The following is a 23,542-nucleotide window of genomic DNA, read 5'->3' as shown; positions in this document are numbered from 1 at the left end:
GTTTCGCGCATAACACCAGATCGACCCCGGATCCCGGCACCGAGACCCGGTCCGGATCGGGTTCCTTCAGTGCCTGCCCTCGTGGGTCTTCAGCGCCGCCTCGACGTAGTTCAGGACGTGGTCGCTGAGCATCTGGCCGACGGAGGGGTCTCCCTCACGGAACGCCTTGGTGATCTGGGCGTGGTCGGCCGCCTTTGCGTGCAGTTCCATGTCGAGCCACCGCACCGAGAGCGCGGTCCACACCTCCACGCCCAGGGACTCCCAGGTGTGCAACAGCACGCTGTTGTTCGCGGCCCGCACGACCTCGCGGTGGAACTCCACGCTGTGCCGGATCTGGTCGGTGACGTCGCCCCTGGCCGTCGCGTCCCGCAGGGCCTCCACCTCGCGCTCCAGCGGCGACGGGTCCTGGGCCAGACGCGGAGCGGCCAACTGGGCGGCGACGAGCTCCAGGCCGGCACGCACGGGATAGATCTCCGCCATGTCCTGGACACCGAACGCCCGGACCCTGGCGCCCTTGTTGGGCACGGTCTCGATGAGACGCAGTGTCTCCAGCTCGCGTAGGGCCTCGCGGACCGGCGCCTGGCTCACCTTGAGTTCGGTGGCGACCCGGCGTTCGACGATGCGCTCGCCCGGCTGCCAACGACCCGACAACAGGCCCTCGACCAGAACCTGCCGGATCTGCTCCCTCAACGGCTCACGGGCCAGTTTCGAGGGATCATCCGGCAACTGCGGGAGGTCGACCATCCAGGGCCCTTCCGTTCTCCGTCCCGGGTGCGACCGGCTTCGAGGCCCGCACACCACTGTCTGACAAGCTCTTTGAAGAGTGCCACACCCTGGTGGGTCGACCGGACCTTCGGGCACGGGGTGCTAACGAAAGCCTAACGAACGGATCGCGGTCAGGTGAAGCGGTCGAATCGGCCGGGGGAGGCTTCGGCAAAGTCCGAGGTAGAAGGATCACATTCGTGTCGTCGAGGCGCCAATGGCATAGCGTGGCCGGGTAGGCTCACCTGTCGGCGATATCTGGAAAAGGCCGGATGAAATGTAGTGGACCTCACGGCCACAGCTCAAGATGCCGCCTGACCTGCGTGAACGGAATTGGAGTGGGGCCGGCGCGGGTGGGGGACATCGATGACGACGATCTGTTCGCCTTGGAATGCCGAACCTGCGAAAAGCCGGTCGCGAACACCGCGAACCAGCCTGAAGGTTCGGTCGTCGAACCGGGTGCGGGGGGAGGAAAACGCCCCTCGGTACGTTACCAACACCAGGTGTCGACCCCGAGGCCGTCAGAACCAGTCCGACAACCGCGGCTAGCCCGTCCCCCACGCCTCAGCAGTGCCACAGGCAAGCCCACGACGTGTGAGACAGCACTGAGCACATGACGCATTCTCCGAGGGCCAGGCACACACGGTCCAGACAGAAACCTCCGCCTCACGAACCGGAACGGCGCAGACCCGAACCCGGTCCGTACAGCGGTCCCATACCCGTGGTCCGAGCCGATGAGCTCGCCCCGGGGCCGCCGGTCGTGCGCGCCGTGAAGTGGCCGAGCGTGAGCGAGATCGCGTGGGGGCTCGCCTCGGACCGACTCGCGATCATGCTCTTCGTGGCGCTCATCGTCGTGACGATGCTCGCGGCCGGGCCGCTGCACCCGGTCGACAACTTCCTCAACGACGCGTATCGGCCCTACTGGGACGCGCTGCGCGAGCCGCTGATCTACTGGCCGGACAACGTGGCCTCCCGTTACGTGGCCCTGCCGGTCCTGGGCGTGACCGCGGTCCAGCTGGCCTACTGGCACCGGAGTTGGCGGCCGATCATCCTGGGGGCGGGCGGCGTCTTCGGGGTGATGTCGATGGTCTCGGTGATGAAGCTGTTCATCAACCGGGGGCACGCCAAGTACCACGACCCGGACTTCTTCGCCGGGGCGGGGAACGTGGCCTTCCCATCGGGGCACGGGGCCAACGCGATCCTCATCTACGGGCTGGTGCTGTTCCTGATCATCAGGTTCGGCGCGGCCCGACCACACATCATCAAACGCCTGGCGTACTGCATCGTGGGCATCGCGTTACTGCAGTCGACCGTGTCGATCTACCTACAGTTCCACTGGTTCACGGACCTGCTGGCCGGGATGATCGCCGGGGGGTTCGCGTTGCGGCTGACGATCCGTCTGGACCGGATGATCCCGCACGGACACACCGTCCACTGGTGGCCCTGGTACGGCAAGGAATCCGAGGTCGCGGCCTAGGTTCGACAGAAGGACACGAGGAGCGTTCGTCGAGGAGATCGACGGGCGCTCCTTTTTCTTCGGGGAACACGCCTCGATTCGGAATACCCCTAGGGGGTATGTTTCGTTGAAGGAAGTGAGCGACACCGCGGACATCCGCGCCGAAGGCACCCCTAGAGGGGGTTCGCGGGGGAAGGAATGTACACATGAACACGGGCACTCACGGTCACCCCGATCACACGGGGCACGATCACGGCCATGGTGAGCACGAAGGTCACAACGACCATGACGCGCACGGCGGGCATGGCGGGCATGGCGGACATGGCGGGCACGGGGGCCATGGCGACCACGCCGCCATGTTCCGAAAGCGGTTCTGGTGGAGCCTGCTCTTGAGCGTTCCGGTGGTGTTCACCAGCCACATGGTGGCCGGCTGGTTCGGCTACGACGTCCCCGACGCGCTCACCTGGGTACCGCCGCTCCTGGGCACCGTCGTCTTCCTCTACGGCGGATGGCCCTTCCTCGCCGGTGCGCCCGCCGAACTGCGCGATCGCAAACCGGGCATGATGACCCTGGTCGCCATGGCGATCACGGTTGCCTTCGGCTCCAGCCTGCTCGCCACGTTCGGTGTGGTCGGCATGGAGTTGGACTTCTGGTGGGAGCTCGTCCTCCTGGTCGTGGTGATGCTCCTCGGCCACTGGCTGGAGATGCGGGCGCTGGGCCAGGCGTCCGGAGCGTTGGAGGCACTCGCCGAACTCCTGCCCGACCAGACCGAACGCGTGGGCGCCGACGGTGAGGTCGAGGAGATCCCCATCGCGCGACTGGTCGCCGGCGACACCGTCCTGGTCCGTTCCGGGGGGCGTGTGCCCGCCGATGGCACCGTGCTCCAGGGCCGTGCCGACGTCGACGAATCGATGATCACCGGCGAGTCCCGCACGGTCACCCGAACCCACGGCGACCGCGTGGTCGCCGGGACCGTCGCCACCGACTCCGCCCTGCGGGTTCGGGTGGACGCCGTCGGCGACGACACCACGCTCGCCGGAATCCAACGCCTGGTCTCCCAGGCTCAGGAGTCGCGCTCACGTTCCCAGGCGCTCGCCGACCGGGCGGCCGGACTGTTGTTCTGGTTCGCGCTGTCCGCGGCCGTCATCACCTCGCTCGTCTGGGGGCTGCTCCTGGGGGATTCGAGCCAGGCCGTCGAGCGGACCGTCACGGTGCTCGTGATCGCCTGCCCCCACGCCCTGGGCTTGGCGATTCCGCTGGTCATCGCGATCTCCACGACCCTGTCCGCGCGCAACGGCATCCTGGTCAAGGACCGGCTGTCACTGGAGCGCACCCGCCTGGTGGACACGGTGCTGTTCGACAAGACCGGCACCCTCACCAAGGGCACTCCCGCGGTCCTGGACATGACCGCCATGGATGGTGAGTCACCCGAACGCATGTTGTCCCTGGCCGGTGCCGTCGAGGCCGACTCCGAGCACCCCTCGGCGAAGGCGATCGTCAATGCGGCCCGCGAGACCGGTTCGCTCCCCAGGGCCACCGACTTCCAGTCGCTGCCCGGACACGGTGTTCGGGCGACCGTGGACGGGATCGACGTGCACGTGGGCGGGCCCGCCCTGCTGGAGTCCCTTGGGCTCACCGAGCCCGAGGAACTGGCCGAACGCACCCGTCCCTGGCGGGAGCAGGGCTCGACCGTGCTGCACGTGATCGACGATGGGGCCATCCTCGGAGCCTTGGCCCTGGCCGACGAGATCCGACCCGAATCCGCGTCCGCCGTCCGACAACTCAAGGAGCAGGGCCTGCGGGTGGCCATCGTGACCGGTGACGCTCGCAACGTCGCCGAATCCGTCGCCGGCAGGCTCGGTCTCGACGAGGTGTTCGCCCAGGTGCTGCCCGACCAGAAGGACGCGGTGGTTCGTGATCTTCAGGAGCGCGGCCGCCGGGTGGCGATGGTGGGCGACGGGGTCAACGACGCCCCCGCCCTCGCCCGTGCCGACGTCGGTATCGCCATCGGCGCGGGCACGGACGTGGCCATCGAGTCCGCCGGGGTGGTGCTGGCCTCGGACGACCCGCGAGGTGTGGTCTCCGTCCGGAAACTGTCCAACGCGGGCTATCGGAAGATGATCCAGAACCTGGTGTGGGCGGCGGGATACAACGTCGTCGCCGTGCCGTTGGCGGCGGGTGTCCTGGCGCCGATCGGGTTCGTCCTGGCTCCGGCCGTCGGTGCGGTGCTGATGAGCCTGTCGACCATCATCGTCGCGCTCAACGCCCAGTTGTTGAGGAGTCTGGACCTGCGTCCCGCCGACTGACCCGGGCGAACCTCGACTTCCCGGGCTGGAAACCGATGCCTTCGTGATGTAGCCGGCACATTAGGTGGCGAGTCGGAGTTATCCACAGCCTGTGGAAACCGGAGGTGACATGCCTTGCTCCCATGACGCATGGTGGCTGTATCGGGGGAGTTCGGTCTCCGCCGGCATCGCGCTGCCCTCACTGTGATGGCCTCGTCGCGACAGGACGTCGGTCCTCATCCTGCCGGTATCCGTCCGACCCCACCGTCCGGGAAACACCGGAGGAAATGAAAAAGCCTCTGCTGCGAAGGCACATCGCAGCAGAGGCTTTCACAAGAGATCGGCTGTTCTCGAACCAGCGCGACTAGCGAGCGAAGAGCGTCCAGGAGCCATCACTGGTTTCGCACTTCCACTCGGTGTAGTCCACGTACGGCTCGGCCAGGTATTCCTTGGCTTCGGCGACGCAATCGTCCATCGTGCCGGAGGCTCCGCCGACCACGTCCCAATCGGCCTCCGCGGCGGACGCGGTGCCCGCGCTCAGCGGAAGAACGACCGCGGCGGCGCATGCGACGAAACCGGCGGCGGCAAGAGAACGCCAGGACTTCATAAAACCTCAATCTGATGCTATACGGACTGGTGGCGGCCGGTGCGACCAAGAGAAATGCGCCATCGAACAGTGATAATTCTCGATGCCTCGCTTCCCGACAATTTGCAGGTCGGCGATCGAGATCCCCTGAATCAAATCTGCGCCGATCGCTTCGTGCCAAGACCGCCTTCGTCAGGGTAACCGAAGACCGCATCAATTCGAGATAAAGATATACATGAGTATTTGTCCACATGGGGAGTGCTGAGATGGGTTGCATCCCGGGTTAAGGATGCTCCGCCATAGGGGGAGGCAGGCATGGGTGGGATTCTCACCGCGACACCGAAGCGAGGATCGGTGTCTTCGTCTTCACCGGCTACGAGCCTGTGGTGGCCCTGATGAACGAGGCCCACTCGGTCGAGGGGGAGGCCGGCTGCCCCTCGACCGAGTGTTCGGAGTCTCGGACCGCTGTGCCGGTGTGGGAGCCGGCGACCTCGACGCAGCCGTGGCCGGTCGCGCTGTAGCCGGACTCGCGGAAGTTCAAGGGGATGATCATGCGCCGCCCTCCCGAGTCGAGGACTGATGCCTTCCGAGTAGACCCGGCACATTCGGTGGTGAGCAGAAGTTATCCACATCCTGTGGAAAGTGGAGGTGACACACCCTGCTCCCATGGCGCATGGTGGCTGTATCGGGGGAACTTCGGCCTTCGACCGCATCGTGCTGCCCACACTGCGAGAGCCCGACGCTACAAGTCCTCACTCTTCCCGGAACATCGATTGCGGGATATATTGCCTGTGGAACGAGTACACGAAGGCCCCCGGTTCACCCGGGGGCCTTCGTTCTTGGCCGTGTTCGGAGCCGGTCAGGACTTCACGCTGTCAATGAACGCGTGCCACTCGGGCGACATGAACGCCAGGTGGCCGTTATCCCGGTTCTTGGTGTCGCGGACAGCAGACAGTCCTGGGGTGTCCGCGACTTCTACGCAGTTCTGCTGCTGCGTGTAGGAGGACGTACGCCAGGAGGCCTCAGCAGGGAACGAGTACATCGGCTCTTCCTATCGGTTCATCATCTTCTTCAAGTACGGGATCGTCCGCTCCTCGTCCAACGCCGAGGTGCGGATGTGGTCCCACAGGCGCCGGTATCGTGCGATCTCGGTGTCTCGTTCGAGGTACAGGCCATCGGTGTAGGTCTCCAGATACACGATGGGTCCTGCTGGTTCGGCGAAGTCCATGATGACGAACGGGCCTGCTACGCCAGCATGCACCCCTGCGTCGGTGGGGAGCACTTGGAGGGTCACGTTGTTGGAGGAGTCCGCGAGATCGATCAGGTGCTCGATCTGTTCGAGCATGACTTCGGGGGCGCCTGCGAGCCTTTGGAGCGCGTGTTCTTCGATAACGGCCCAAAGCTGGGTCGGATTCTCGCCGGTAAGGATCTGTTGCCTACGGGTTCGGGCATCAACTGCACGCTGAATGTCTTCGGCATTGCGCCAGAGTCGTGCTCGTTGCATGAGCCTGGCCAACCCAGGTGTTTGTAGAAGCCCGGGTACACCGAAGGCCTCATAGTTCGCGATGCTCGTGGCTTCGGCTTCCAACTCGACGTAGGAGCCGGTGAGAATGTCGTCGTAGCGAGTCCACCAGCCGCGCTGTTGGGCGTTCCTGACCAGTGTGAGGACGGCCTCGTGGCGAGGATCGGTTGTATCGACGCCGTACTCGTGGAGCAGGGCCCGGATCTCCACCACGCTCGGCCTCTTGCGCTCGCCTGTCTCAATGTGCCCGAGCTTCGCGCGGGACCACTCCACCCGCTTGGCGGCCTCCTCCAAGGAGAGACCCGCATCCTTCCGCATTCTCCGGAGCACGGCGGAGAGCTGGCGCCTCCGGATCGTGGGACTGGCTGCCACCTTGGCCTTCCTGGTGCGTGTGCGCTGCTTCTGTGTGCTGCTGATGGTAGCTCCCAATGCGAGAAACCGGACATTTAGCAATCTCAGGACTAGCAATCTATTTCATAGCGCTTGAATCCTAGATTTCTAGGGTGCAAGATGTGGACTGTACTCGTTCTGTTGCGTCGTCCCGTTCCAGACGGCGCCCGAGCCAGGAGGTGCGCGCCCATGGCGCCCTGCTGTTCCAACCCCTTGCCTGCCGACGTGACGCACCGCAAGCGCACCAACGCGTTCGGTACCCGCATCGGATCCTGTGTGGAGGCCGTGCGATGACCTACCTCGCCTCGGCCGACCTGCTGGCCGCTCGCTCCCTGGCCGCTGAGTCCGCCTTCTCCCTGGACCACCGCGTCGACCTGCCGGTGAAGCACTCCGCACCCGGGAGCACCGCCCAGGGAGAGGGGAGCCGGGCCCGCACCTTCGACTCGGGAATCGACACCGCCGTGCTCCCCGCCCCCAAGGGCAGGCACCACCGGCCCGAACCGGCCCCGAAACCCGAACCCGTGGACCAGGACACCGGGTTCACCGTGATCGACCTGCGTGACCAGGACACCGGCTTCCGACTCCGCACCGAACCCGACCAGCGGCGCGGACCCGGGGCCCTGGCGGTGGTCATCGAACTGGACGCCTACCGCACCCACCACACCGGCCAGAGCCCGCCACCCACCACACCCGAACCGGCCGAAGCCGGCCCCATGCGCAGGCGCAGCCGCCGGGTACGCGGGTACGTGCGCGACCTGGAACCGGACGAGCGGGCCGAGTTCGCCACCTTGCGCAACACCATCCGCGCCTACCTTGGCCGACCGGGAAGGCGGGCAGCGTGACACAACTGTGCCGGGCCCAAGGCGACTCCGGGCGGGGTGAACGCTGGTACTGCATCGGTCGGGCCGACCACCCCGGCCCCCACACCGATGACCATGGCCGGGCCCGTCACCTTCCGAGCGAAGCCCTCCAAGAACTCGTCCACCGCTGGGGCCGCACCCACCGGGTGGCCTACACCGGCACCCTGTGGGTCGCCGTGCACCGCGACCCGCACACCCATTGGCGCACCGAGATCGAGCCCACCCCCGAACTCCTCGAAGTCCGCCTACGCGAGCACCACGGTCCACCGCCGGGCCCGGCGCCCGAACTCGAACCCGGAGCGGTACCGCGACAGCGAGGAGCGACCCCGTGAAAACCAACGACCACGAACGGGACGGCTACGACCCGAACCTCTACGCCCCCGACCTCGACGAACACGGCCAGGACACCAACCGACCCCTGGACGAGGAGGAGACCGCAGCACTGAATCGCCTGGACAACGGGCAGGGCTGGCTCGAACAAGGCCGCCGATTCCACCGACTCCACCGCCCGCGCACCTCAGAACGCAAGCATGTCTAGACCCCCACGCCCCCGCGCGCCCGAACCCTCCTCCGACCCACCCCGGGCGCGCGGGTTCGACCTCGGTCGGGGCCGGACCCGCGTGCCCGGTCGGACGCGTCGAGACCGGCCCTCGACGGATCAGCGTGAGGCGGCGTCCACCGTGTGGCGCAACAGCAGCGCCGTGGTCACCGGTCCCACACCACCTGGAACAGGGGTGAGGGCCCCGGCCTTCTCCGACACCTCGTCGGCGTCGACGTCACCGACCAGCCCGCCCTCCTCCGTCGGGTTGGTGCCCACGTCCACGACCACCGCGCCGGATCGCACATGGTCCGCGCCGATGAGCGCCGGCCGACCCACGGCCGCTACCAGCACGTGCGCACGGGAGCACACCTCGGGGAGATCCCTCGTCCGCGAATGGCACACGGTGACCGTCGCGTTCCGATCCAACAACAGGTGGGCGAGGGGTTTGCCGACCACGGTGGACCGGCCCACCACCGCGACCTCCACACCCTCCAAGGACACCTCGTGATGGTCCAGGATCGCCACCACCGCTTCGGCGGTGGCCGGCGCGAACGCGGTCAGCCCGGCGGCCAGCCGGCCGAGCGAAGCGGGGTTGGCCCCGTCCACGTCCTTGTCGACCGGAATCCGTTCGGCGAGCTCCGATGCCGAGACGCCCTCCGGCAGCGGTGTTTGCAGGATGATCCCGTGCACCTTCGCGTCCCGCCCCAGTTCGTCGAGACGATCCGCGATGACCCTCGCTGAAGCGTCCGCGCCCAGGTCCACGACATCGCAGGCGATGCCGACCTTCTCCGCCGCGCGGGCGATCGAGCTCACGTACCAGGCGCTACCTCCGTCATCGGTGGCCACCACCACGGCGAGTCGGGGAGGCCTGCCCCGCTCGCTCAGTTCGGCGGCGCGTTCCCGCGCCTGCTGTCGGAGCCGCGCGGCGATCTCCTTGCCCGGGAGCACGCTCATCGGCGGATCACCTCGCGCACCTGTTCGGTCACCCGGTCGGCGTCCGTCTGGACGGCGTCGACATCGTCCGCCGACTGAGTGAGACGAAGTGCCATGTCCGAGTCCTTGACGCTCGGCCGGTTGATCTCGATGTTCACCCGGCTGGTGCCGGCGGCGGCCCGAGCGGCGTCCGCGGCGGCGGCCAGGTCGGTGATCAGGTTGCGGTTACCGATCGGAATCAGCTCCCCGGCCAGGTCGACGATTTGCCGGGCGATGGCGATCACCCTCATCGGCGGCTGAGCGGCCCCCGCAGCGGCGTCGGAGATCGCCTCCTTGCGGGCGGCCTTCTCCTCGTCGGTGCCTCGGGGAAGCCCGTAGGCGTCGCCCATGGCTCCGAAGGCGGTCTCGTCGGCGTCGGCGCACTCCAGGGAGTGGGCCACGAGTTCGTCCGCGCTCTCGGTGATCCGAGCGATCTCGTCGGCGTGCTCGGCGTACTTCTCGCCGGTGCTGTATCGGGCGACCATCGCGATCAGGGCGGCTCCCTGCGCCGCGTGGAGCGCCGCTGCCGCCCCGCCACCGGGGGTCGGTTCCTTGGCCGACAACCTGGCCAGGTAGTCGCCGATCTTCTCTGTGGACAGCATGAGGCATCACCCGTTCGGTGGTGTTCGGAGGTGCCTTGAAATCCTGTCACGTGCCCGATCGCGAGGACGGCCCGATCGCCTGATCCGACTCGATGGGGAGCACTTGTTCCATTCCGCCCCTACCGGAGCCCGAATGGCTTTACCGTCGGCAGGAACAGGCCAGGGAGGAGCTCACGTGTACTGCGACTACTGCGGGTCCTGGAACGGCGGAGTGAACCAGAAGTGCCGGAACTGTCTACGTCCCCTGGGTGTCCGAGGGCGACCGTCCTCATGGATCGGAAGGTCCTAGTGCCTCCGGTGCATCCGGACCCCACCGAAGTCATCGAGGCCTGGATCCCCCATGACGCCCGTTGGCAGGCCCAGGCCCGCGAGCACGCACGTCACGGATCGGAGCGCCTTCGCCTCTACGTCACCGAGCTGGTGCGCGACCACCGCGACGGGACCAGACCCATCAGCGACGACTTCGACCTGCGCACCTTGAAGGCCGTGGTGGAGGACCTCCAGTCGGGCGGATTGAGCGATGTGGACTGGCGCCGGGTCGCCCAGGCCCTCACCCATCCGGGCCTCCGGTAGCCCCCGGAAGTGACAGGTTCCGGCCACCGGTCTGGACCTGTGCGGTGGCGGGTGACAACATTGGTGCGTCGTGTTCGCCCTCTTGTAGCGGGAGGGGGCTCACGGCGAGGCCGCCGTCTCGACCGGTTACGAGGCGGCGGCCGTCCACGCCCGCGACGCGAGCGCGGGGCCGAAGGTTTCACGTGAAACATCCGGCCCCCATTCGGCGCTCCGGCCTGCGATCACGCTCCGCCCCGAAGGCCGTGCACCCGCTCCGGCAGGTCCAGGCAGTGGCCCATGGCGCGCAGCCAACGATTGCCTCGAAGCCCCGGCTCCAGAGAGGACAGCGCCGCCGCGTACTTGCTGAACCGGGCCTCTCGTAGCCCCAGTCGGTGTAGTCGGCGTTCGGTCCGGGTGAGCCCGCCCCGGGTCTTGATCTCCAGCAACACCACGTCCGGGCGCATCCGCACCGACCAGTCCCCCCGGTGGCCGACGAGCTCGGTGTCGACCGTGACGCGCTCCTGGCCGCAGGACGACACCATCGTGGAGCGGCGGTAATCCGTCACCGCGGCGGGCAGCAGCGTGTCGGGTGCCTCCATCCGGTAGGTGGCCAGGGAACGGTCGAGGAACTCCCGCGTTCGCGGGGTCAGCCGGTCCGAGGGCGCCTCCATCGGCAGCTCGATCCGCACCTTGTCGGTGATGCCGCGCGCCCCCTTCAGCTTCACCTCGAACATCTTGGTGCCGGTGTCCACGTAGGTGCGGGTGCGCACCTTGTACCGGAGCCGCCGACCCTGGCGGTGGTCGTGGAAGGTGCCCAGGTCCGGGGTGTCCATGTAGGTGGACGAGTACAGGAAGGAGGTCCGGCCCCCGATCTCCAGAACGCTGAAGTCCCGCTCGGCGCCCGCGAAGAGTTCCGGCATCAGTTCGATGGGAACCAGGTACTTGCGGCAGGTCCGGGTCACCAGGGCGGCGCGCGCGTTCATCTCGGCGAGGGACACCGGGCGCAGCCCGGCGAGGCCGGGCGGGGGCTGTCCGGGGGAGAGCTCGGGGGAGCGTCCGACGGCGAGGGGCCCCGCCGGGCCGCCGACGAGTGAGGGCCTCATCGTTCACCCCACCAGGCCGGCATGGAGTGGCGACGCTCGCCCGGCAGTGGGCCCGGGGCTGCTTCGAGCCTCGGTTCCAGGAACCTAACGTCCACCACCATGAGGTCGCGTACGTAGTCCACCTCGGTGACCTCCACGTGCCGAACCTTGCCGCGCAGCCGACCCTCCAGATCCTGCCGGAGCGCGATGGGGTCCTCGTGCACCACGTCCAGCGTCATGATCCGCCGTTGGGTGCGGGGCAGGAGCTTGGGGTGGCCGGCCAGGTACAGCACACCCAGCAGCAGGACGTTCAGACCCACCATCACCAGCGGGGGCGCGATCGCGTTGATCAGACCCAGGGCGATCGCGACGAAGTAGTAGCCGATCTCGCCCTGACTGATCAGGTCCGACCGCAGCCGCAGGATCGACAGCACACCGAACAACCCGAAGCCGACCGCGAGTCCCACCTCCTGGCGGGCCATCATCGCCACCACGGCGAAGATGCCGACGTTCAGTGCCACGTAGGCCAACAACAGGTCCCGGCGGCCGTGCCGACGGAAGTAGAGGACATAGGACAACACCGTGATCGCGGCCAGGTCGACCGCCAACGCGAACCAGATCATGGTCATCATCCTGGGCACCGGCCGTGAGGTGATCATGAGTGCCGGATGAGGAAACCCTCATGATCGCCCGACCGTCATTTCGCCGAACGATCGGTATAGCGGAAGTGTCGTCCACCGGTCGGGGGTGCCCGACGAACGGGGCCGCCCGGCGGCCGGCACCACTCGACGACCAACGACCGCCCGACGACCGACCGCTCAGCCGGTCAGCCGGTACCCCATGCCCCGCACCGTCACGATCCGCTCCGCGCCCACCTTGCGGCGCAGCGCCCGCACGAACACGTCCACCACGTTCGACCCGGGGTCGTAGTCGTAACCCCACACGTGCGACAGCATCTGCTGCCGGGTCAAGACCTGTCCTGGGTGGCGCATGAGCAGCTCCAACAGGGCGAACTCGCGGGCGGTCAGGTCCACGGTCGATTCGTCCACCGACGCTCGTCGGGTGCGCAGGTCCAGGGACAACCCGCCGGCGCGCAGCACCGTCAGGTCCGCCGTGCGTTCGGTACGCATCCGCAGCCGCACCCGGGCGAGCAGTTCCTCGAACCGGAACGGCTTGGTGACGTAGTCGTCCGCCCCGATCTCCAGCCCGGTCACGGTGTCGCGCACCCCGTCCCGCGCGGTCAGGATCACCACGGGGGTCTCCACACCCATCGACCGGAGCCGGCGCAGCACGTCGAACCCGTCGGTGTCGGGCAGCCCCAGGTCCAACAACATCAGGTCGAACCCGCCGGTGACGGCGTAGTCCACGGCCTCCGCGCCGGTGCCCACCACGGTGGTGGTGAATCCGTTCGCGGTCAGGCCCTTGCGGACGAACGAGGCGATCCGCTCCTCGTCCTCGACGATGAGTACGCGACTCACGCGCGCTCCCTTCCAATGGTTCTGTCGACCGGGATGACCAGGGTGAACGTCGATCCTTGGCCGGGTGCCGAACGCAGGTCGACCCTGCCGTGGTGCGCCTCGGCGATGGCGCGGACGATGGCCAGGCCCAGTCCGGCGCCGCCGTCGCCGCCCCGCGCGGTCCGCCCACCACGGGAGAACCGTTCGAAGATCCTGCCGTGGTCCTCGGCCGGGATGCCCGATCCCTCGTCGGACACCCACAGGCGGACGTCCGAACCCACCAAGGCGGAACCGATCCGCACGGTGGACCCCGCGGGGCTGTACCGGACCGCGTTGGCGGCCAACTGCACCATCGCCTGGGTGACCCGCTGCGGGTCGAGCCGGGCCGTGCCCTCGGCGATGGTCTCCAGCCGCCACGACCGGTCGCCCAACGGGCGCACCTTCGCGTCGATGTCGCTGGTCAGTTCGGCCAGCGAGACCGACTCGGGGCGCGCGAAGTCGGGCTGTTGCGCCTTGGCCAGCAACAGCAGGTCCTCCACGATCCGCCCCATGCGGTCGAGTTCGTCGGTGACCAGCCGGACGACCTCCTCGCGTTCCTCGGGGGAGTCGCCCATGAGTTCGAGGTGTCCGCGCACGATGGTGATGGGGGTGCGCAGTTCGTGGCCGGCGTCGTCGACGAACCGCCGCTGGGCGGTGAAGGCCCCCTCCAACCGGTCCAGCATGCTGTTGAACTGCTCGGCCAGGGCGGCGATGTCGTCCCGGCCGGACACTTCGATCCGCTGGGTGAGGTCCTCCTCGCCGATCGCGGCGGCGGTGCGGCGCACCAGCCGGACCGGGGCGAGGATGCGTCCGGCCACCCACCAAGCCGCCGTGCTCGCGGCGAGCAGGCCCAGCGCGCTCACCAGGGCGATGGTGCCCATGGTGGAGCCGGTGGCGGCGTGGTCCTCTTCGGTGAAGTAACCGATGACGAACCAACCGGCCGGGCCCTGGACGCCCTCCGGGGGCAGAGCGCGGACCTTCTCCCACTCGACCGGACCCGCCGGGGTGTCGAGGGTGCCGCGCGCGTCCGGGGACTCCAGGATCGCCGCCACGGACTCCGGGTCGGCGGAAAGGTCGTGCGGCGGGTCCTGGCCCTGCCGGATCCGCCCGGGTTCGGTCGTCGTCTCCTCTTCGCTCCCGGCGGCGCCCCCTCGTTGCCGGGGGGTCTCGGTGGTCTCGCCCTCCTCGACCCAACCGAAGAGGATCTCGGAGTCGTCGGGATGCTGCCGCTCAAGGTGGACTCGGATGAGGGTGCCCACGTCGGTGAAGGGTTCCCCGGTCAGTGGGTCGATGCCCACGGACGCGAACTCCTCGAACTCGCCGGTCTCCTGACTCAGCGCCCGATCCACGCGTTCGTCCACCCTCGCGGTCAGCGCGCTCCATGTGACGACGTTGACCATCAGGAGCACGGCGGCCATGAGCAGGACCACCCAGGCCATGATGATGAGTCGTGCGGGAACGCGGCGACGGTGGGGGAGTTCCGGTTGGGGGCCGCGCATCACCAGGGTCGGGAACACGGAGATGCCTTCGCGGTCACCTGCCGGCGGTACCCGGATGGTGGTGGCGTCGGGGTTGTCCTCGGGATCAGTCGTCATCGTCATCGTCCCCGAACCGCTGGTCCTGGCACAGCTCCCACCAGTCGTCCCATTGGTCCTCGCTCCAGCTCTCGTGTCCGGAGCCCTCGTCGAGGCAGTCGAACGGGAAGCCGGTCGGTGCGGGCTCGGCGGTCGGCTCGGAGGACGGCCCGGCCTCCGGGCTCGGCTCGGTCGGCTCGCCCGACTCCTCGGTGACGGGTGGAGGCGGGGAGACCACGCCTTCGTCGGTGGGCTCGGCGGTGGCGCCCTCGGGCGACTCACCGACCACCACCTCCGAGGCGGGGACCGGATCCGCGGAACGCAGGAAGAACGCCCAGACCAGGGCGGCGGCCGTCACGAGGATGACCGTCAACGTCCCGGTGACCAGGGGCACCAGAGGTGATCTCATATCGACAGAGTTTCCTCGTCCCGCAGGAAGACAGGATGAAGCGAAGATGAAGAAGGCTTCATCCTCCCAGTTCGACCGGGCGAGGAACAGGAGCCCCATCACACCGAACGGGCCCCACACGCGGTGGGGCCCGAGGGGAATCGAGGGTCTCAGTAGCGGCGGCCGCGCAACTCCGCGACGAGGACGGCGGCCTGGGTACGGCGCTTGAGGTCCAACTTGGCCAGCAGCGCCGACACGTAGTTCTTCACGGTCTTCTCCGCCAGGTACAGCCGCTCGCCGATCTGCCGGTTGGTCATGCCCTCACCGATGAGGTCGAGGATCTGCCGTTCCTGCGGGGTCAGCTCCGCCAGCGGGTCGGGTTCGGCCTGGGCGCCGCGCAATCGCTCCAGCATCGCACCCGTGCTCCCGGAGTCCAGCAGGGAGCCGCCGGCGGCGACGGTACGCACCGCGCCGACCAGGTCCGCGCCGTGGATCTGCTTGAGCACATACCCCGCGGCCCCGGCCATGACGGCGTCGTACAGCGCGTCCTCGTCGGCGAAGGAGGTGAGCATCAGGCAGGCGATCTCGGGGTGGTCGGACCGGATCTCCCGACAGACCTGGACCCCGGAGCCGCCGGGCAGCCGCACGTCCAACACCGCGACGTCGGGAAGTACCACGGGGATCCGTGCCAGCGCCTGTTCGGCGGTCCCGGCCTCACCGACCACGGTCATGTCGTCCTCGGTTTCGAGGAGGGCAGCCACGCCGCGCCGGACGACCTCGTGGTCATCGACGAGGAAGACCCTGATCTGTTTCCGAGCGTTCTCGGCTCCACCGATCGTCATCGGTCCTCCCTCTCCTCGCGTCCGCGTGCTCGCGACACCACTCCGAGGAAGACGTTAATACGTATACGGGGTTCATCGGGGGTCTTAAGCCATCGAAGTGGCCGGTCAAAGGTCCCAGAACCGACCAAACGTGGTTCGAGTGCCGCGGGGGTCGATCACGGGTGGTGCGGACGTGATCACGGTCGTGTCATGGTCACCGTATCGCCAATGCGTACCCCCGGGGGCGATGGGCCCCCGGGGAACATGGGAACACGAGTTCAGGGACGGTGCCCGGCCCACGGGCGGGTCAGTTCGAAGGCTCGGCAGGCCCGCAGGACCCGGGGATCCGAGTGTCGTGGACCCACGATCTGGAGGCCGATCGGCAACCCCGAATCACTGAACCCGCACGGCACGCTCGCCGCCGGCTGCTGGGTCATGTTGAACGGATAGCTGAACCCGGCCCAGGAGGTCCACCGTCGCCCGGACAGCTCGGGCGGCGACTCCAGCCCGGCCTCGAAGGCCACCATCGGCATGGTCGGCGTGAGCAGTAGGTCGTAGGTCTCGTGGAAGCGACCCATACGAGCACCCATGGCCATTCGCAGGGCCATCGCGGTCAGGTAGTCGTGCGCCGAGTAGGACAACCCTTCCTCGATGATCTCGCGCAGCCCCGGGTCCTGGAGGTCGCGCTCACGGTCGGTGAGCTTCTCGGTGGCCTTGGCCGCGCCCGAGTACCAGAGCACGTGGAACTCCGCCATGGAATCGGGCAGCCCCGGGTCGGCCTCCTCCACCTTGGCGCCGAGCTCCTCGAACACGCGCACGGCGTCGGCGACCGCGCGGGCCACCTCCGGGTCCACGTTCAGCCCGCCCAAGGTGGGGCTGTAGGCGATCCGCATCCCTCGGACCAGTTCGCGCGGGTCCTCTCCGCGTCCGGCGCCGGCCAGACCGGGGGCGGGGGTAGGCATCGCCATCCAGTCGCGGGAGTCGAAGCCGGAGATCACGTCCAGCATCAGCGCCATGTCGCCGACGGTGCGGGTCATCGGACCGGTGTGCGCCAGTGATCCGAACGGGCTCGCCGGGTAGTGCGGCACCAGCCCCCACGTGGGCTTGATCCCGCAGACCCCGGTGAAGCTCGCCGGGATGCGGATGGACCCGCCCCCGTCGGTCCCCGTCGACAGTGGGCCCATCCCCGCGGCGACCGCCGCCGCCGAGCCGCCGCTGGAGCCGCCCGGGGTGGTGGACAGGTCCCAGGGGTTACGGGTGATCCCGGTGAGCGGGTTGTCGGTGACCCCCTTCCACGCCAGTTCGGGGGTGGTGGTCTTGCCGACGAACACCGCCCCGTGCTCGCGCAGGCGGGCCGTGACCGGGGAGTCCTCCTCCCACGGGCCCTCCTGGGAAGAGGTCACCGACCCCTTCAGGGTGGGCCACCCCTTCGTCAGGTGGATGTCCTTGATGGAGGCGGGCACCCCGTCGAGCTTCCCGACCGGTTCACCGCGTCGCCACCGTTCGGCCGAGGCGCGTGCGGCCTCGCGGGCCTCCTCGGGGCGCACCAGGCAGAACGCGTTGAGCGCCGGGTTGTCCTGCTCGATGCGTTCGAGCACGGAGTCGACCGCCTCCACCGGGGAGAGTTCCCCGGTGGAGTAGGCGCGCAACAGTTGTTCGGCGGACAGGTCGGCCGGTGTGCTCGCACCGGAACGGGCGCGGGGGACCGCGGGGTCGGCGCCGGGCGCGTCCCCCGTGGTGCCGGTGGCCGTGTCGGCGGCCGTGCCCGTGTCTTCGGTCCCGGCTCGTTCGGAACGGATCGTCACTTCAGCCTCCCAAGTCACGCGAGGGGTCAGCCGGGTACGTAGCCCCGGTCCTTGTCCACGACGTTGCGCAGTTCCCGCCCGTCCAGGTAACGGGCGAGGTTGTCCAGGAACAGTTCGACCAGGTCATCGCGCCACCCGACCACGTCACCGGACATGTGCGGCGAGACGAAGGACCCGGACAGGCCCCACAGCGGGTTGATGGCCTTGAGCGGTTCCCGTTCGAAGACGTCCAGGGCCGAGCCGGCGATCGAACCCTCTTGGAGGGCGTGGACCAGGTCGGACTGGACGACGATGGGGCCGCGGGCGATGTTGATCAGGCGCGCGGTGGGCTTCATGAGGTCGAGGAAGTGTCGGTCGACGAGGCCTCGGGTGGCGTCGGTGAGCGGCGCGGCGACGACCACGTAGTCGGCTTCGGGGAGGGCCTGGAACAGCGTGGGGCCGCCGCCGTCGGTGTGTTCCGCCAGGCTGGAGGCGACCACGTGACCGAAGTCGGGATCGCCGTCGCGAGCGTGACTGCCGGAGGCACGGACCTCCATCCCCACCGCGGCGAGCTTGCGCCCGATCGCTCGACCGATGGGTCCGGTACCGATCACCAGCGCGCGTTTGCCGGTGACGCGTTCGGTCTCGCGGTGCAGCCACCGGTGCCGGCTCTGTAGCTCCGACGTGCGGTGGAAGTCCTTGGCGAAGGCGATGACGAGGCCCAGCACGTATTCGGCGATGTGCTCGTCGAAGACCCCGCGCGAGTTGGTGACCACGGCGTCGCTCTCGACCAGCCCGGGGAACATCAGGTTGTCCACCCCGGTGGTGGCGGCGTGCACCCACCGCAGTCGGTCGGCCTTGGACCAGGATTCGGCGAGCGCCTCGGTGAACAGGTCCCAGACCAGGAGCGCGTCGGCGCCGGGAAGGGCGGCGGACAGTCCTTCGGCGTCGGTGTAGACGACCTCGCCCAGCCCCGGGTGGTCGTCGAGGCGTTCGTGCCCCGGTGGAAGGTCCTCGCCATGGAGGACGAGCAGACGCGGTCGTTCGGGTGCGGAGACGGTGGTGGAGCCGGGAGGACGGTTCACTGGCACGAGCTTTCCGGTAGCGACTGGTGATGCGGTGCCGTCGGGGTGTTGGTTCGCCCTGCACCGGAAACGCTAAGGAGCCCACATGGGATTGTCAACAATCCACAAAAGGGCTGTTCTTGGGCAAAAGCGCACCTTGCGCCCGCAACGGCACTGGCGGGATACCCGTTCGGCTCAGGTCTATTGCCCGACTCCGGAGGTTGATCGTAAGATTGTCGACAATCAACAGCACCGTGACCTCGACGGCCCGAACGGCCCCTCGGGTCGGTCTCCCAGGAATCATGTAGGCCCCGCCGAAGGGAACCCACTTGCCCAGGTACATGACCGTCACGCTCACCCGACGCGGTGTCTCCTGCGTCGCCGAACTCCTCGACAAGGAAGCGCCCCGCACGTGTGAGGCGGTGTGGAACGCCCTCCCGCAGGGCGACGCCGTCCAACACGCCAAGTACGCGCGCAACGAGGTCTACACGATGGTGCCGCGGTTCGCCGATCCCGAACCCGGTCAGGAGAACCCCACCGTCACCCCGATCCCCGGTGACCTCGTCTACTTCTCCTTCGACTCCGGCATGCTCGACCAGTCCTTCAAGGAGGACAAGGGCATCGGTCACCTGCCGGGGGTCATCGACCTGGCCCTCTTCTACGGCCGGAACAACCTGCTGCTCAACGGAGACGTGGGCTGGGTCCCCGGCAACGTGTTCGCCACCGTGGTGGAGAACCTGCCCGCCATGGCCGAGGCCTGCAACGACGTCTGGCGCTCCGGCAGCGTCGGTGAACGTCTCCTGTACGAACGGCTCGACCGCTGAACCGCGGCCACGAGACCACAGCGGCCGCGGCGCCCACCGCGCACCCGCGGCCCGTGCCGGCACATCCGGAACACCGCACACGGCTGGACAGAGCACATCAACGGGAGGTGAGTGACCGATGAGAACCGAGGGAACCGGGTCGGAGCCCCACTACGGCACCGAGCACACGAACTCGACGGTCCCGGCGCGTCAGGCCGGACCCGAGACAGAGCCGGAAACGACCGGACGGGCGCCTGAAGGGGCGCCCGGGCAGGCGAACGACCCGAAGGTCGTCGAACTGTCGGCGGCCACCACGACCCCCTGGCAGGCCGGGGTGGGCGTGATCGCCCCCTACGACTTCGCGCTCGACCGCGAACTGTGGCGATGGACGCCCGACGACGTGTCCTTGCACGTCACCCGCCTCCCCTACGTCCACGTTCCGGTGACGGTCGACCAGGCGGCGGCTCTCAGCAAGGGCAAGGCGGTGACCCGCGCCGTCAAGGCGCTCATGGCACCCGAACCCCTGGCCGTCGGCTACGCCTGTGCCTCAGGCAGCTTCGTGCACGGGGCCGAGGGCGAACGCGAACTCCACCGCACCATGCTGGCGGCCGGCGCCCCATGGGCCGCCACCACGTCGGGTGCCCTGATCGAGGCGCTCAAGGCCCTCGACACCGACCGGATCGCGGTGGTCACCCCGTACGTGGACAGCGTGACCGACCGACTCCTGGACTTCCTCGCCGAACACGGTGTCGGCGTCACCTCCAGCGTCGGACTCGGCCTGCTCAGCCACATCTGGAAGGTCACCTACGCCGAGGTCGCCCACGCGGTGCACGAGGCGGACCACCCCGACGCCCAGGCCGTGTACATCAGCTGCACCAACGTCCTCACCTACGACATCATCGCGCCCCTGGAGCGCGAACTGGGTAAACCCGTCATAGCGGCCAACCAGGTCACCATGTGGGCGGTCATGAACGCGGCCGGCCGCCGCGCCGTCGCACGCGGACAGAGCCTGATCGACGTGGCCGCGCCCAGTGCCGCCTGACGGCACCACCGACCACCGACCACCGGCCACGGAGAGCGCCTCGAACCAGAGGAGAGACATGACCCGCGTCGGATTCCTGTATCCCGGCCACAGCGCAGAAGACGACTACCCGGCCTTCGCCGACCTGCTCGACGACGTCGAACTACCCCTCGTGCACACGCTCATGCGCGAGGACGCCCACCGTGTGGACGCCCTCCTTGACGTGGGCGGTGAGGGCGTGCTCGCCAAGGGGGCGCAGGAGCTCGCCGCCCTGGAGGTCGAGGCCGCGGTCTGGGCCTGTACCAGCGGCAGCTTCGTGTTCGGCTGGGAGGGGGCACAACGCCAGGTCCAAGGGGTGCGCGACGTGGTGGGCGTGCCCACGTCCAGCACCTCCTTCGCGTTCGTGCACGCCCTGCGCCAGCTGGGGGTCTCAAGGGTCGCCATCGCCGCGACCTACCCCGACGACGTCGGTCAACGGTTCGTGGACTTCCTCGACGACGCGGGTGTCTCGGTGGTGTCCCTGGCCAGCCACGGCATTCCCACCGCCGCCGAGGTGGGGCGCCTGGAACCCGACGACGCGGTCGACTTCGTCATCACCAACGACCACCCGAGGTCGGAGGTGGTCCTGGTGCCGGACACCGCCTTGCACAGCGCCGACCTCATCGACCCCATGGAGGCGCTCCTGGGCAAGACGGTGCTCACCGCCAACCAGGTGAGCATCTGGGAGGGGCTTCGGTTGGTGGGGCGGTGCGGTGCGCGCAACGGGCCCGGCAACCTGTTCCGATCGGGCGCCTCCACTGTCAGGGACCCGTTCGTCGCCCGTTAACCTCGGGGGCCGGCACATGTCCGGTTCGTCCGCTTGAGTCCGGCCCCCGTGTTCGCGGTCGAGGTGTCGACCGCCCGTCAGGAATCCGAATCGAGTCCCGAGAAGGGAAGACCCCATGTCATCCCCTGGTCAGCTCAGACCCGTTCCACGGCGCTCCACCGCCGAGCTGATCGCCGACCAACTGCGTTCGGCGATCATGTACGGCTCCCTCTCCCCGGGGGACCAGCTGGGCGAGGCCGAGCTCGCCGGGCGCTTGGGGGTGAGCCGGGGACCGCTCCGCGAGGCGATGCAGCGTCTGGTCCAGGAGGGTCTGCTCCGCAGCGAACGGCACAGGGGCCTGTTCGTGTGCGAGCTGACCCCCACGGACGTGCGGGACATCTACGTCGCCCGACTCGCGGTGGAACGTGCCGCCTGCGAGCTGATCATGAGGGGCAACCGGGGTGAGGCCCTGGCCCGCCTCACCCCCGCCGTCGACCGGTTGGCGCAGGCCGCGGCCAAGGGGGACCGTGAGGAGATGAGCGACGCCGATCAGGAGTTCCACCGGACCCTGGTCAGCTGCTCGGGCAACTCGCGGTTGGAGCGCATGGCGCAGACGCTGCTGGTGGAGACCCGTATGTGTCTGACGGTGATGCAGGACGTCTACCCGGAACCGGAGGAGCTCCTGGAGGAGCACCGGCGGATCCTGGACACGATCGTCGAGGGCGAGGAGGAACGTCTGCTCGCCCTGATCGAGTCGCACATGATCGACACCGTCGAACGGATCAACGCCGAGGGCGGGAACGGACCCGGGGACGGTGACGAGGGAGGCACCGGGGAGACCGGAGCGCTCCCCGAGACCGGCTCGGGGAACTGAGCCCGCGCGGTGAAAAGGGAACAAAGGGTCGGATTCCGAGTGACTCGGAACCGACCCCTTTTTCATGCTCGATCGGGGCGTAGTGACTCCGTGCGAATAAATCGGTTGAATGGGTTGCGAAACGGTGGGTGGCCCGTGCTAGCTTCTATTTCGGGCAGCGCATTAAGTCCATTTAGGGCATAGGCCTTGGGGTGAGTTCCGTCGGGACACGGCCCAAGGGCCCGTGTCGGACTTCGCACCGAGGTCGAGTACCTCCCGCCGGCCCCTCACACCCCTCGACGGTCCCGAGCCGTCACCGTCCCCACGGTGGAAGGAAACCCCAAGTGTTCGGACACCACGGTCCCGCGAGCGCCTCCGGCGCGCGCACCGCCGTGCTGTCCGACTCCTTGCGTCGGACCATGTTGTTGCTCGGACTCCTGGCCGGGGCCTTGGTCGCGGGCTGGGTCCTCGGCGTCACCGACGCCGAGGCGGAGGAGGTCTCCGTGGGGGCGGACACCGTGACGGTGGACGCCGCGGTCACGGACGCCGTCGGTCCGGTGGTGGACACCCTGGAGACGGAGACCGAGGAATCGGTCGATCAGACAGAGGTGGCCGAGTCATCGCAGGCCACCGAGGTTCCCCAACCGCTGGAAGCCGTCGAGGCCCCCACCGTCGTCGAGACCTTCGAGACGACGGAGACCGCGGAGGTCGCGGAGGTCGCGGAGACCGGGCAGACCAAGGAGCCACGACGGCTGACCGACACCGTCGCCCAGACCGGTCGGGAGGCCACCGTCTCTGTGCGCGAGGTCTCCGAGACCGAAGTTCCGGAGATCGTGGTCGACGGCGATGACCTGGCGGAACCCGTTCAGCGGGCCGTCGACGAGATCACCCGGACGGTCGACGATCGGCTCGACCGGGTGGAGACCCCGCCCCGGCGGGAAGCGGCACCGGGCCCTGCCTCGGGCGAGGAACCGGCGACGCAGCCGGAGTCCGCGGAGGACCGGGACGACGTACTCGTCATCCCTGAGAGCCAGCGTTCCGAGACCGTCGTCGACCTGCTCGAACACGCTGATCCGACCGTGACCGGGTCCGACACGGCCACGGGTGACACGCCCCTCCGCGACCAGCACGGATCCACCCCGACCGGCACCGCCTCGCAGGGAGCGGTCACCGGGCTCGCGGGCCACCTGTCCTCCGTGGGCACCCTCATCCCGGCCCTCGCCTTCGAGGACGCCGCCCGGCACGTCCTGCGCGCGGTTCCCACCGCCGTCGCCGACGAGCCCACCTTCGCCCCCGACTAGCGGGTCCCCTCCGGCATCCAGG

General features: G+C 68.5%; 26 protein-coding genes. 11 read left to right on the top strand and 15 right to left on the bottom strand.

Going from position 1 to position 23,542, the window contains the following annotated elements; translation table 11 throughout:
* Positions 1–66: 66 nt before the first annotated feature.
* Positions 67–744, bottom strand: coding sequence for a GntR family transcriptional regulator (locus ABZ717_RS11950; protein ID WP_358508549.1), 678 nt, complete (start codon positions 742–744; stop codon positions 67–69).
* Positions 745–1,522: 778 nt separating this feature from the next.
* On the opposite strand from ABZ717_RS11950, the gene ABZ717_RS11945 reads away from it, so the two are divergent.
* Positions 1,523–2,239, top strand: coding sequence for a phosphatase PAP2 family protein (locus ABZ717_RS11945; protein ID WP_358508591.1), 717 nt, complete (start codon positions 1,523–1,525; stop codon positions 2,237–2,239).
* 335 nt (positions 2,240–2,574) lie between these two features.
* Positions 2,575–4,524, top strand: a complete 1,950-nt coding sequence (locus ABZ717_RS11940; protein ID WP_358508589.1) for a heavy metal translocating P-type ATPase — start codon at positions 2,575–2,577, stop codon at positions 4,522–4,524.
* A 343-nt stretch (positions 4,525–4,867) separates the two neighbouring features.
* On the opposite strand, the gene ABZ717_RS11935 is transcribed toward ABZ717_RS11940, so the two are convergent.
* The 4 genes from ABZ717_RS11935 to ABZ717_RS11920 form a co-directional block, all read right to left on the bottom strand.
* Positions 4,868–5,110, bottom strand: coding sequence for a hypothetical protein (locus ABZ717_RS11935; RefSeq protein ID WP_358508547.1), 243 nt, complete (start codon positions 5,108–5,110; stop codon positions 4,868–4,870).
* 352 nt (positions 5,111–5,462) lie between these two features.
* On the bottom strand, positions 5,463–5,642 hold the full coding sequence (locus ABZ717_RS11930) for a DUF397 domain-containing protein (protein WP_358508545.1): 180 nt from the start codon (positions 5,640–5,642) through the stop codon (positions 5,463–5,465).
* 306 nt (positions 5,643–5,948) lie between these two features.
* A complete protein-coding gene (locus ABZ717_RS11925) occupies positions 5,949–6,131 on the bottom strand; it encodes a DUF397 domain-containing protein (RefSeq protein WP_067598116.1) in 183 nt (60 codons plus the stop codon).
* A 9-nt stretch (positions 6,132–6,140) separates the two neighbouring features.
* On the bottom strand, positions 6,141–6,983 hold the full coding sequence (locus ABZ717_RS11920; RefSeq protein WP_358508543.1) for a helix-turn-helix transcriptional regulator: 843 nt from the start codon (positions 6,981–6,983) through the stop codon (positions 6,141–6,143).
* Positions 6,984–7,291: 308 nt separating this feature from the next.
* Here ABZ717_RS11920 and ABZ717_RS11915 point away from each other — a divergent pair, with 308 nt between their 5' ends.
* The 3 genes from ABZ717_RS11915 to ABZ717_RS11905 are packed head-to-tail and all read left to right on the top strand — an operon-like array spanning position 7,292 to position 8,399.
* Positions 7,292–7,843, top strand: a complete 552-nt coding sequence (locus ABZ717_RS11915) for a hypothetical protein (protein WP_358508541.1) — start codon at positions 7,292–7,294, stop codon at positions 7,841–7,843.
* Entirely contained in the window at positions 7,840–8,193 is a 354-nt protein-coding gene (locus ABZ717_RS11910) for a hypothetical protein (RefSeq protein WP_358508539.1), read from the top strand. The genes ABZ717_RS11915 and ABZ717_RS11910 overlap by 4 nt, the downstream gene beginning before the upstream one ends.
* The gene (locus ABZ717_RS11905) at positions 8,190–8,399 is read left to right on the top strand and encodes a hypothetical protein (protein WP_358508538.1); all 210 of its coding nucleotides are present in this window, start codon (positions 8,190–8,192) and stop codon (positions 8,397–8,399) included. The genes ABZ717_RS11910 and ABZ717_RS11905 overlap by 4 nt, the downstream gene beginning before the upstream one ends.
* Before the next feature lie 120 nt (positions 8,400–8,519).
* On the opposite strand, the gene ABZ717_RS11900 is transcribed toward ABZ717_RS11905, so the two are convergent.
* Positions 8,520–9,356: a bifunctional 5,10-methylenetetrahydrofolate dehydrogenase/5,10-methenyltetrahydrofolate cyclohydrolase gene (locus ABZ717_RS11900; protein WP_358508536.1), complete on the bottom strand. Its 837-nt coding sequence runs from the start codon at positions 9,354–9,356 to the stop codon at positions 8,520–8,522.
* The gene (locus ABZ717_RS11895) at positions 9,353–9,976 is read right to left on the bottom strand and encodes a cyclodeaminase/cyclohydrolase family protein (protein WP_358508534.1); all 624 of its coding nucleotides are present in this window, start codon (positions 9,974–9,976) and stop codon (positions 9,353–9,355) included. The genes ABZ717_RS11900 and ABZ717_RS11895 overlap by 4 nt, the downstream gene beginning before the upstream one ends.
* 288 nt (positions 9,977–10,264) lie before the next feature.
* Between ABZ717_RS11895 and ABZ717_RS11890 the strand changes: the two genes are divergently transcribed.
* Positions 10,265–10,549, top strand: a complete 285-nt coding sequence (locus ABZ717_RS11890) for a hypothetical protein (RefSeq protein ID WP_358508532.1) — start codon at positions 10,265–10,267, stop codon at positions 10,547–10,549.
* 221 nt (positions 10,550–10,770) lie between these two features.
* Here ABZ717_RS11890 and ABZ717_RS11885 read toward each other — a convergent pair whose 3' ends face one another.
* From ABZ717_RS11885 to ABZ717_RS11850, 8 genes are all read right to left on the bottom strand, one after another.
* On the bottom strand, positions 10,771–11,631 hold the full coding sequence (locus tag ABZ717_RS11885; protein WP_358508530.1) for a polyphosphate polymerase domain-containing protein: 861 nt from the start codon (positions 11,629–11,631) through the stop codon (positions 10,771–10,773).
* Entirely contained in the window at positions 11,628–12,233 is a 606-nt protein-coding gene (locus ABZ717_RS11880; protein ID WP_358508587.1) for a DUF4956 domain-containing protein, read from the bottom strand. The genes ABZ717_RS11885 and ABZ717_RS11880 overlap by 4 nt, the downstream gene beginning before the upstream one ends.
* A 195-nt stretch (positions 12,234–12,428) precedes the next feature.
* Positions 12,429–13,088 carry a response regulator transcription factor gene (locus tag ABZ717_RS11875; protein WP_358508528.1) on the bottom strand — a complete coding sequence of 220 codons (660 nt, stop codon included), beginning with the start codon at positions 13,086–13,088 and terminating at the stop codon, positions 12,429–12,431.
* Positions 13,085–14,701, bottom strand: a complete 1,617-nt coding sequence (locus ABZ717_RS11870) for an ATP-binding protein (RefSeq protein WP_358508526.1) — start codon at positions 14,699–14,701, stop codon at positions 13,085–13,087. Before ABZ717_RS11870 ends, ABZ717_RS11875 begins: the two co-directional genes overlap by 4 nt.
* The gene (locus ABZ717_RS11865; RefSeq protein WP_358508524.1) at positions 14,691–15,089 is read right to left on the bottom strand and encodes a hypothetical protein; all 399 of its coding nucleotides are present in this window, start codon (positions 15,087–15,089) and stop codon (positions 14,691–14,693) included. Before ABZ717_RS11865 ends, ABZ717_RS11870 begins: the two co-directional genes overlap by 11 nt.
* A gap of 149 nt (positions 15,090–15,238) precedes the next feature.
* On the bottom strand, positions 15,239–15,910 hold the full coding sequence (locus tag ABZ717_RS11860) for a response regulator transcription factor (RefSeq protein ID WP_067598083.1): 672 nt from the start codon (positions 15,908–15,910) through the stop codon (positions 15,239–15,241).
* Between the two features lie 257 nt (positions 15,911–16,167).
* Positions 16,168–17,694, bottom strand: coding sequence for an amidase (locus ABZ717_RS11855; RefSeq protein ID WP_358508522.1), 1,527 nt, complete (start codon positions 17,692–17,694; stop codon positions 16,168–16,170).
* A gap of 26 nt (positions 17,695–17,720) precedes the next feature.
* Positions 17,721–18,758 (bottom strand): D-2-hydroxyacid dehydrogenase, encoded by a 1,038-nt coding sequence (locus ABZ717_RS11850; protein WP_358508520.1) that lies wholly within the window; start codon positions 18,756–18,758, stop codon positions 17,721–17,723.
* Between the two features lie 320 nt (positions 18,759–19,078).
* Between ABZ717_RS11850 and ABZ717_RS11845 the strand changes: the two genes are divergently transcribed.
* The 5 genes from ABZ717_RS11845 to ABZ717_RS11825 all read left to right on the top strand — a co-directional run bounded on the left by ABZ717_RS11845 (position 19,079) and on the right by ABZ717_RS11825 (position 23,520).
* The gene (locus tag ABZ717_RS11845) at positions 19,079–19,561 is read left to right on the top strand and encodes a DUF3830 family protein (RefSeq protein WP_358508585.1); all 483 of its coding nucleotides are present in this window, start codon (positions 19,079–19,081) and stop codon (positions 19,559–19,561) included.
* Positions 19,562–19,679: 118 nt separating this feature from the next.
* Entirely contained in the window at positions 19,680–20,582 is a 903-nt protein-coding gene (locus ABZ717_RS11840; RefSeq protein ID WP_358508518.1) for an Asp/Glu racemase, read from the top strand.
* 58 nt (positions 20,583–20,640) lie between these two features.
* Entirely contained in the window at positions 20,641–21,387 is a 747-nt protein-coding gene (locus ABZ717_RS11835; protein WP_358508516.1) for a maleate cis-trans isomerase, read from the top strand.
* A gap of 115 nt (positions 21,388–21,502) precedes the next feature.
* A complete protein-coding gene (locus ABZ717_RS11830) occupies positions 21,503–22,240 on the top strand; it encodes a GntR family transcriptional regulator (protein ID WP_358508515.1) in 738 nt (245 codons plus the stop codon).
* Positions 22,241–22,563: 323 nt separating this feature from the next.
* A complete protein-coding gene (locus ABZ717_RS11825; RefSeq protein WP_358508513.1) occupies positions 22,564–23,520 on the top strand; it encodes a hypothetical protein in 957 nt (318 codons plus the stop codon).
* Positions 23,521–23,542: the final 22 nt, after the last annotated feature.

The organism is Nocardiopsis sp. NPDC006832 (assembly GCF_040635885.1).
Classification (GTDB): domain Bacteria; phylum Actinomycetota; class Actinomycetes; order Streptosporangiales; family Streptosporangiaceae; genus Nocardiopsis.
This window is presented reverse-complemented; position numbering and strand designations above follow the sequence as displayed.

Excerpts from the sequence above, each read along its gene's own strand:
- ABZ717_RS11940 (WP_358508589.1), top strand. The coding sequence starts at position 2,575 with ATGTTCCGAAAGCGGTTCTGGTGGAGCCTGCTCTTGAGCGTTCCGGTG.
- ABZ717_RS11840 (WP_358508518.1), top strand. The coding sequence starts at position 19,680 with ATGAGAACCGAGGGAACCGGGTCGGAGCCCCACTACGGCACCGAGCAC.
- ABZ717_RS11830 (WP_358508515.1), top strand. The coding sequence starts at position 21,503 with ATGTCATCCCCTGGTCAGCTCAGACCCGTTCCACGGCGCTCCACCGCC.
- ABZ717_RS11930 (WP_358508545.1), bottom strand. The coding sequence starts at position 5,642 with ATGATCATCCCCTTGAACTTCCGCGAGTCCGGCTACAGCGCGACCGGC.
- ABZ717_RS11900 (WP_358508536.1), bottom strand. The coding sequence starts at position 9,356 with ATGAGCGTGCTCCCGGGCAAGGAGATCGCCGCGCGGCTCCGACAGCAG.
- ABZ717_RS11865 (WP_358508524.1), bottom strand. The coding sequence starts at position 15,089 with ATGAGATCACCTCTGGTGCCCCTGGTCACCGGGACGTTGACGGTCATC.
- ABZ717_RS11895 (WP_358508534.1), bottom strand. The coding sequence starts at position 9,976 with ATGCTGTCCACAGAGAAGATCGGCGACTACCTGGCCAGGTTGTCGGCC.
- ABZ717_RS11860 (WP_067598083.1), bottom strand. The coding sequence starts at position 15,910 with ATGACGATCGGTGGAGCCGAGAACGCTCGGAAACAGATCAGGGTCTTC.
- ABZ717_RS11880 (WP_358508587.1), bottom strand. The coding sequence starts at position 12,233 with ATGATCTGGTTCGCGTTGGCGGTCGACCTGGCCGCGATCACGGTGTTG.
- ABZ717_RS11925 (WP_067598116.1), bottom strand. The coding sequence starts at position 6,131 with ATGTACTCGTTCCCTGCTGAGGCCTCCTGGCGTACGTCCTCCTACACG.
- ABZ717_RS11870 (WP_358508526.1), bottom strand. The coding sequence starts at position 14,701 with ATGACGACTGATCCCGAGGACAACCCCGACGCCACCACCATCCGGGTA.
- ABZ717_RS11835 (WP_358508516.1), top strand. The coding sequence starts at position 20,641 with ATGACCCGCGTCGGATTCCTGTATCCCGGCCACAGCGCAGAAGACGAC.
- ABZ717_RS11935 (WP_358508547.1), bottom strand. The coding sequence starts at position 5,110 with ATGAAGTCCTGGCGTTCTCTTGCCGCCGCCGGTTTCGTCGCATGCGCC.
- ABZ717_RS11845 (WP_358508585.1), top strand. The coding sequence starts at position 19,079 with ATGACCGTCACGCTCACCCGACGCGGTGTCTCCTGCGTCGCCGAACTC.
- ABZ717_RS11950 (WP_358508549.1), bottom strand. The coding sequence starts at position 744 with ATGGTCGACCTCCCGCAGTTGCCGGATGATCCCTCGAAACTGGCCCGT.
- ABZ717_RS11915 (WP_358508541.1), top strand. The coding sequence starts at position 7,292 with ATGACCTACCTCGCCTCGGCCGACCTGCTGGCCGCTCGCTCCCTGGCC.
- ABZ717_RS11885 (WP_358508530.1), bottom strand. The coding sequence starts at position 11,631 with ATGAGGCCCTCACTCGTCGGCGGCCCGGCGGGGCCCCTCGCCGTCGGA.